6 protein-coding genes, 1 tRNA gene and 1 pseudogene are annotated in these 6,185 nt (G+C 68.8%); 6 read left to right on the top strand and 2 right to left on the bottom strand.

Going from position 1 to position 6,185, the window contains the following annotated elements; genetic code table 11:
• From VGT80_RS03690 to VGT80_RS03675, 4 genes and pseudogenes are all read left to right on the top strand, one after another.
• A pseudogene (locus tag VGT80_RS03690) lies at window positions 1-450 on the top strand (phosphonate-binding protein); the annotation flags it as partial.
• Window positions 447-755 (top strand): RNA-binding S4 domain-containing protein, encoded by a 309-nt coding sequence (locus tag VGT80_RS03685; RefSeq protein WP_327452997.1) that lies wholly within the window; start codon window positions 447-449, stop codon window positions 753-755. The pseudogene VGT80_RS03690 and the gene VGT80_RS03685, both read left to right, overlap by 4 nt.
• 66 nt (window positions 756-821) lie before the next feature.
• Window positions 822-1,163, top strand: coding sequence for a ferredoxin FdxA (fdxA, locus tag VGT80_RS03680; RefSeq protein ID WP_327452996.1), 342 nt, complete (start codon window positions 822-824; stop codon window positions 1,161-1,163).
• Between the two features lie 300 nt (window positions 1,164-1,463).
• Window positions 1,464-1,979, top strand: coding sequence for a CarD family transcriptional regulator (locus tag VGT80_RS03675; protein WP_327452995.1), 516 nt, complete (start codon window positions 1,464-1,466; stop codon window positions 1,977-1,979).
• A 188-nt stretch (window positions 1,980-2,167) separates the two neighbouring features.
• Here the strand turns inward: VGT80_RS03675 and dctA are convergent, their stop codons facing one another.
• Window positions 2,168-3,514 (bottom strand): C4-dicarboxylate transporter DctA, encoded by a 1,347-nt coding sequence (gene dctA, locus VGT80_RS03670; protein ID WP_414693889.1) that lies wholly within the window; start codon window positions 3,512-3,514, stop codon window positions 2,168-2,170.
• 25 nt (window positions 3,515-3,539) lie between these two features.
• On the opposite strand from dctA, the gene VGT80_RS03665 reads away from it, so the two are divergent.
• Together VGT80_RS03665 and VGT80_RS03660 are read left to right on the top strand one after the other, a co-directional pair.
• Window positions 3,540-3,616, top strand: a tRNA-Arg gene (locus VGT80_RS03665).
• 70 nt (window positions 3,617-3,686) lie between these two features.
• The gene (locus tag VGT80_RS03660; protein WP_327452992.1) at window positions 3,687-4,778 is read left to right on the top strand and encodes a sn-glycerol-3-phosphate ABC transporter ATP-binding protein UgpC; all 1,092 of its coding nucleotides are present in this window, start codon (window positions 3,687-3,689) and stop codon (window positions 4,776-4,778) included.
• On the opposite strand, the gene VGT80_RS03655 is transcribed toward VGT80_RS03660, so the two are convergent.
• Window positions 4,775-6,136, bottom strand: a complete 1,362-nt coding sequence (locus tag VGT80_RS03655; protein ID WP_327452990.1) for a GH1 family beta-glucosidase — start codon at window positions 6,134-6,136, stop codon at window positions 4,775-4,777. The genes VGT80_RS03660 and VGT80_RS03655 overlap by 4 nt on opposite strands.
• Window positions 6,137-6,185 lie beyond the last annotated feature (49 nt).

Below are 6,185 nucleotides of genomic sequence, written 5' to 3'. Positions count from 1 at the left end.
GCGGCGCGCGAGACGCCGGACTGGCGACCGCTCGCCGACCGCCCAGGACCCCTGCCGCCAGGCGGCGCCGTGCGCGCGCTCTCGGCCCATGGGCTGCTGGCGGTGGGCGGTCTGGCGGTCCCCGTGGAGCAACTGGAGCGGTTGGACGAACTGCTGCGCGCCGCGCCCAGGGCGGGCGGCGGGGTGCTATTCTCCGACCAGGCCCGCGACGAGCTGGGCTGGAGCGAGACGCAGGCCCGGCAGATCCTGCGCGGCTTGGGCTTCGCGCCCGCCGCCAGGCCACAGCCCGGCCAACCCCTCGCCTGGCGTCGGCGGCGCGAACGGCCGGCCGAGCCCGCCGCCCCGCCGAAGCGCCACTCGCCCTTCGCGGCGCTGGCCGCCCTGAAGGACCAGCCCGCCCCCGCCCGGCGCGTGCGGAGGCGGCGCAAGCCCAAGGCGGCCCGGGCGTGACGGAAGACTCGGCCCGGGTCGATGTCTGGCTGTGGCGCGCGCGGTTCTTCAAGACGCGGTCGATGGCGGCGCGGTTCGTGGACGATGGCCGGGTGCGTCTGACCCGCCTCGGCCAGGAGACCCGGCTGGAGAAATCCTCGAAGCCCCTGAAGGTGGGCGATGTCCTGGTGTTCGCCATGGGCGGCCGGCTGGTCGCGGTGGCCGTCGAGGGGCTGGGGACGAGGCGCGGACCGCCGGCCGAGGCGCGGGGACTCTATTCCGCCTTGCAGAATTCCTCGGGCGGCGAAGCCGGGTCCTCGCATTGACATTCGGGCCCCGCGCCCTGACAACCCGCGCGCCGTTAAAGGGGCGCAGCCGGAGCACCTGCCCGCATGACCTACATCGTGATGGATCCATGCATCAAATGTAAGTTCATGGACTGCGTGGAAGTGTGCCCGGTCGACTGTTTCTACGAGGGCGAGAATTTCCTGGCGATCAATCCGGACGAATGCATCGACTGCGGCGTCTGCGAGCCGGAGTGCCCGGTCGACGCCATCAAGCCCGACACCGAGGATGATCCGGACGGCAAGTGGCTGAAGATCAACTCGGAATATTCGAAGGTCTGGCCCAACATCACGGTCAAGGGCGAGCCGCCCGCCGACGCCGAAGAGTTCGAGCGGGAAACCGACAAGCTGGACAAGTATTTCTCGGAAAAGCCGGGCCGCGGGTCCTGAAGCTTGACAGCGCTCGCGTCGGTTGCAGGGCCGCCACCAAGGCAAGCCTTTCATTCGGCTTCATTTTATGGTATTCACCCAGGGTGACGCGGCAATGGGCCACTGCCCTGCCCGTCTTCCAGAAGTAGCACCGTCCCGGCTTCCGCCTGGATTGGGCGAAGGGTGTCTTTAGAGGTCTACATCCGCTCCAATTGATGATGCCGCCGCGTCTCCTTCGCGGAAAGTGTGGCCTCGTCACTGGGCGATTGCGCGCGTCAGCGGTCCGACGAAGGTGCGGACCGAGCATTTGAGAGGTTTCGGATGAGCAAGAACGGTCACGATTTCTCGGTTGGCGATCACGTCGTCTACCCGGCTCACGGCGTGGGCCAGGTGCAGGGGATCGAAACCCAGGAAGTCGCCGGTCTGAAACTCGAGGTCTATGTCATCACCTTCGACCACGAGAAAATGACCCTGCGCGTGCCGACCGCCAAGGCGCGCACCGCGGGCCTGCGGCCGTTGGCCGAGGGCAATGTGGTGTCCAAGGCGCTGGGCACGCTGAAGGGCCGCGCGCGGGTGAAGCGCACCATGTGGTCGCGTCGCGCCCAGGAGTACGAAGCCAAGATCAACTCCGGCGACCTGATCTCCATCGCCGAGGTGGTGCGCGACCTGCACCGCGCCGAGAACCAGCCGGAACAGTCCTATTCGGAGCGCCAGCTCTATGAATCGGCGCTGGACCGCATGGCCCGCGAAGTCGCCGCCATCGAGCGGATCGACCGCGACGCGGCCATCACCCTGCTCAACCAGTCGCTGGTGAAGGTCGCCGCCGCGGCCGCCTGATCACCGCGACAACCTGCGAGTTTGAGACGCCCGGCCCAGGGATATCCTGGCCGGGCGTTTTCTTGCCTCCCCTGCGGAGCGGGGGACGGAGGGGGCGGCCGGTGAGTGCAGAACCTCGCCCCTCCCACCATCGGCTCTCCCCTCCGCTCGGCGAATGGTCCCCCTCCCGGTGAACGGGGAGGGCAAGGCTAGTCCGTATCGGCCGTAGCCAGCAGCACCTCGCCCTGGGCCCCCGGGCCCGCATTGAGCTCCAACGCCAGGCGTTCGCGGTCGAGGTCGCCTTCCCAACCGGCCAGGACCAGGGTGGCGACGCCGTTGCCCACCAGATTGGTGAGCGCCCGGCAGGTCGACATGAAACGGTCGACGCCCACCAGCAGGGCCAAGGCCGCGATCGGCAGGTCGGGGATGACGGCCAGCGTCGCGGCGAGCGTGATGAAGCCTGCCCCGGTGACCCCGCTCGCGCCCTTCGACGTCAGCATGGCGACCCCCAGAAGGGCGGCCTCCTGCTGCCAGCTCAAGGGCGTGTTGGTGGCCTGGGCCAGGAACAGGGTGGCCAGCGTCATGTAGATGTTGGTGCCGTCGAGGTTGAAGGAATAGCCGGTCGGCACGACCAGGCCAGTGGTCGCCTTGCCGGCGCCCAGCCGCTGCAGCTTCAGCATGATCTGCGGCAGCACGGTCTCCGACGAGGAGGTGCCGAGCACGATCAGCAGCTCCTCGCGGATGTAGGCCAGGAACTTCAGGATCGAGAAGCCGCAGAGCGCCGCGATGGCCCCCAGCACCCCCAGCACGAAGACGATGGCGGTCAGGTAGAAGACCCCGATCAGGGCGCCCAGCTGGACCAGCGAGGCGACGCCATATTTGCCGATGGTGAAGGCCATGGCCCCGAAGGCCGCGATGGGGGCCAGCTTCACGATCACCCCGATGATCCCGAAGAACAGGCGGCCGATGTCGTCGACGACGCCGGTCACCTTCTCGCCGAACGGGCCCATCCGCGAACAGGCGATGCCGGCGAGGATCGCCAGGATCAGCACCTGCAGCAGGTCGCCCCGGGCGAAGGCGCCCATGAAGGCGTCGGGGATCAGATCCATGAGGTAGTCGACGACGCCCTTGCCGTGGTGGGCCTGGGTCACGTAGCCGGCGGCGATCGACGGATCGAGGGTGCGCGGGTCGATGTTGAAGCCGCGCCCCGGGTGCAGCACCTCGCCCACCACCAGGCCGAGCAGCAGGGCGAAGGTCGAGACCACCTCGAAATAGACGACGGTGCGAAGGCCCAGCCGGCCGAAGGCCTTCAGGTCGCTCATCCGCGCCAGGCCTGCGGTCACGGTGCAGAAGATCACCGGCGCCACAGCCATCTTGATCAGCTTGACGAAGGCGTCGCCCAGCGGCTTCAGCGCGGCGCCGAACGCCGGCCACAGCGCGCCGACCGCCACGCCGAGCACGACGCCGATCAGCACCTGGACATAGAGCAGCCGAAGGTAGCGCAAGCCGGTGTTTCCCCCTCGGACGCCTGGCGGCCGCGTTTGCACGCCGGCCATGCGGACGCTATCACGGCGCCCGCGCGGCCCGGTAGCTCAGCCGGATAGAGCAGGGCTTTCCTAAAGCCAAGGTCAGGGGTTCGAGTCCCTTCCGGGCCGCCAGCTAGTCCCAGCCGCGGCGCCGTCGCGTTTGCCGCTTGTGCGGTCCGAGCGGTTTTGATCTGCTCGGGCCATGGCGCAAGTTCAGCTGTCGGCGGTCCGCAAGGATTTCGGCCCGGTCCCGGTCCTGCACGATATCGACCTGACCATCGCCGATGGGGAGTTCGTGGTCTTCGTCGGCCCGTCGGGCTGCGGGAAGTCGACCCTGCTCCGCATCATCGCCGGGCTGGAGGAGGCCTCGGCCGGGGAGATCCGCATCGCCGACCGGCGGGTCAACGACGCCTCGCCCGCCGAGCGCGGCGTGGCCATGGTGTTCCAGTCCTACGCGCTCTATCCGCACATGACCGTCTACGAGAACATGGCGTTTGCCCTGAAGCTCGCCAAGACGCCGCGCGCGGCGGTGGACGCGGCGGTGCGGGCGGCGGCCAAGGTGCTGAACATCGAGGCCCTGCTGGAGCGACGGCCGAAGGAGCTCTCCGGCGGCCAGCGCCAGCGGGTGGCGATCGGCCGGGCCATCGTGCGCAAGCCCAAGCTGTTCCTGTTCGACGAGCCGCTGTCCAACCTCGACGCGGCGCTCAGGGTGCACATGCGCTACGAGTTCGCCAAGCTGCACGACACGCTCGAAACCACCATGATCTACGTGACCCACGACCAGGTGGAGGCCATGACGCTGGCCGACCGGATCGTGGTTCTGCGGGAGGGCCGGATCGAGCAGATCGGCGCGCCGCTGGATCTCTACAATGCGCCGGACACCCTGTTCGTCGCCGCCTTCCTCGGTTCGCCGAAAATCAACCTGCTGAGCGCGCAGGTGATCGAGGCCGGGCCGAAACAGGCCTCGGTGCGGCTGGCGTCGGGCGAGACGATCCGGGTGGCGGTCGACGCCGCGCGGGCCAGGCCGGGGGAGCGGGTGACGCTGGGCGTCCGTCCCGAGCACTTCCGGGTCGGCGAGACGGCCAACAGCCTAGGCGCCCAGGTCCGCTTCGTGGAAGCCCTGGGCGCGGTTTCCTTCGCCTACGCGCGGCTGACGGGCTCCGAGGAGGAGATCACCGTGCAGGCCACCGCCGGCGCCGCCGTCGAAGTCGGCCAGAGCCTGCGGCTCGGCGTGCCGCCGGACGCCGCCCACCTGTTCGACGCCGAGGGTCGGGCCTTGCGGCGCAGCGTCTAGCCGCCCTTGGCGAGCGGCGCGCCGCCGTTGGCCGCGATGACCTCGGCGTAGAAGCGGGCGCTGTCCTTCGGCGTCCGCTCCTGGGTCTTGAAATTCACGTGGACGATGCCGAACCGCTTCGAATAGCCCAGCGACCACTCAAGATTGTCGAGCAGCGACCAGACCATGTAACCCTCGACCTTCACGCCCTTTTCGATGGCGTCGAGGACGGCGTTGAGGTGGCTCTTGAGATAGCCGACGCGCAACGGATCCTGCACGCGGCCGCCCTCGGCGGTGGGCGGATCGTAGAAGGCCGCCCCGTTTTCGGTGATGGTGATCGGTAGGTCGCCGTAGCGTTGCTTGACCCACAGCAGGGTGTCGGTGAGCCCCTGGGGGAACACCTCCCAGCCGGTCTCGGTATAGGCGGCCTGATCCTGGCGCACCGCGGCGGCCTTCAGCGGCCACTTGGTTTCGTCGTGCCGGGTGACGTTGCGCGTGTAGTAGTTGACGCCCAACCAGTCGATGGGCTGGGCGATGAGGGCGTAGTCCTCCGCCGGCCATTCCGGCCAGGCCTCGCCGAAGATCTCCTTCAGTTCCGGCGGGTAGCTCCCCTTGAAGATCGGGTCGAGGTATTGGCGGTTCATGTAGGCGTCGGCGCGCTTCACCGCGGCCAGGTCGGCCGGGGCTGGCGAGGCCGGATACTTGGGCTCCAGGTTCACGACGATGCCGATCCGGTGCTGGCCCTCGGCGCGATAGGCCTTCACCGCCGCGCCGTGCGCGCGCAACAGCTGGTGCGAGGCGATGGGCGCCTCGAAGCGGCTGCGGTGGCCTGGCGCCAGCGCGCCGTGCAGATAGCCGCCGTCGGTGACCACCCACGGCTCGTTGAGCGTGGCCCAGGTCTTCACCCGCCCGTCGAGCTTGCGGTACATCAGCTGGGCGTAGTCGGCGAACCAGTCGGCGATGTCGGGGTTCAGCCAGCCGCCGCGGTCGTCCAGAGCGGCCGGCAGATCCCAGTGGTAGAGCGTGGCCAGGGGCTCGATGCCCTTCTCCAGCAGGGCGTCGGCAAGGCGGTCGTAGTAGTCGAGGCCGGCCGGGTTCGAGGCGCCCTTGCCCTGCGGCAACACCCGGCTCCACGAGATGCTGAAGCGATAGGCCTTGAGGCCCAAGTCGGCCATCAGGGCGGCGTCCTCGCGGTAGCGGCGATACTGGTCGCAGGCCACGTCGCCGGTGTCGCCGTTCAGCGTCATGCCCGGCGTGTGGGCGAAGCGGTCCCAGATGCTCATGCCCGCCCCGTCGGCCGTGGACGAGCCTTCGACCTGATAGGCGGCCGTGGCGGCCCCCCAGAGAAATCCCTCGGGAAACTGACGGTTCGCACTCATGGGATCTCTTGGTCTCCGGCTCGCGCCAACGGCTGCTCTGAGTTGCGGA

This window comes from Phenylobacterium sp. (assembly GCF_035944335.1).
Taxonomy (GTDB): Bacteria; Pseudomonadota; Alphaproteobacteria; order Caulobacterales; family Caulobacteraceae; genus Phenylobacterium.
This window is presented reverse-complemented; position numbering and strand designations above follow the sequence as displayed.

What these genes read in the sequence shown, in the direction of transcription:
- VGT80_RS03655 (WP_327452990.1), bottom strand. Translation starts at nt 6,136, where the DNA reads ATGAGTGCGAACCGTCAGTTTCCCGAGGGATTTCTCTGGGGGGCCGCC.
- fdxA (WP_327452996.1), top strand. Translation starts at nt 822, where the DNA reads ATGACCTACATCGTGATGGATCCATGCATCAAATGTAAGTTCATGGAC.
- VGT80_RS03660 (WP_327452992.1), top strand. Translation starts at nt 3,687, where the DNA reads ATGGCGCAAGTTCAGCTGTCGGCGGTCCGCAAGGATTTCGGCCCGGTC.
- dctA (WP_414693889.1), bottom strand. Translation starts at nt 3,514, where the DNA reads ATGGCCGGCGTGCAAACGCGGCCGCCAGGCGTCCGAGGGGGAAACACC.
- VGT80_RS03675 (WP_327452995.1), top strand. Translation starts at nt 1,464, where the DNA reads ATGAGCAAGAACGGTCACGATTTCTCGGTTGGCGATCACGTCGTCTAC.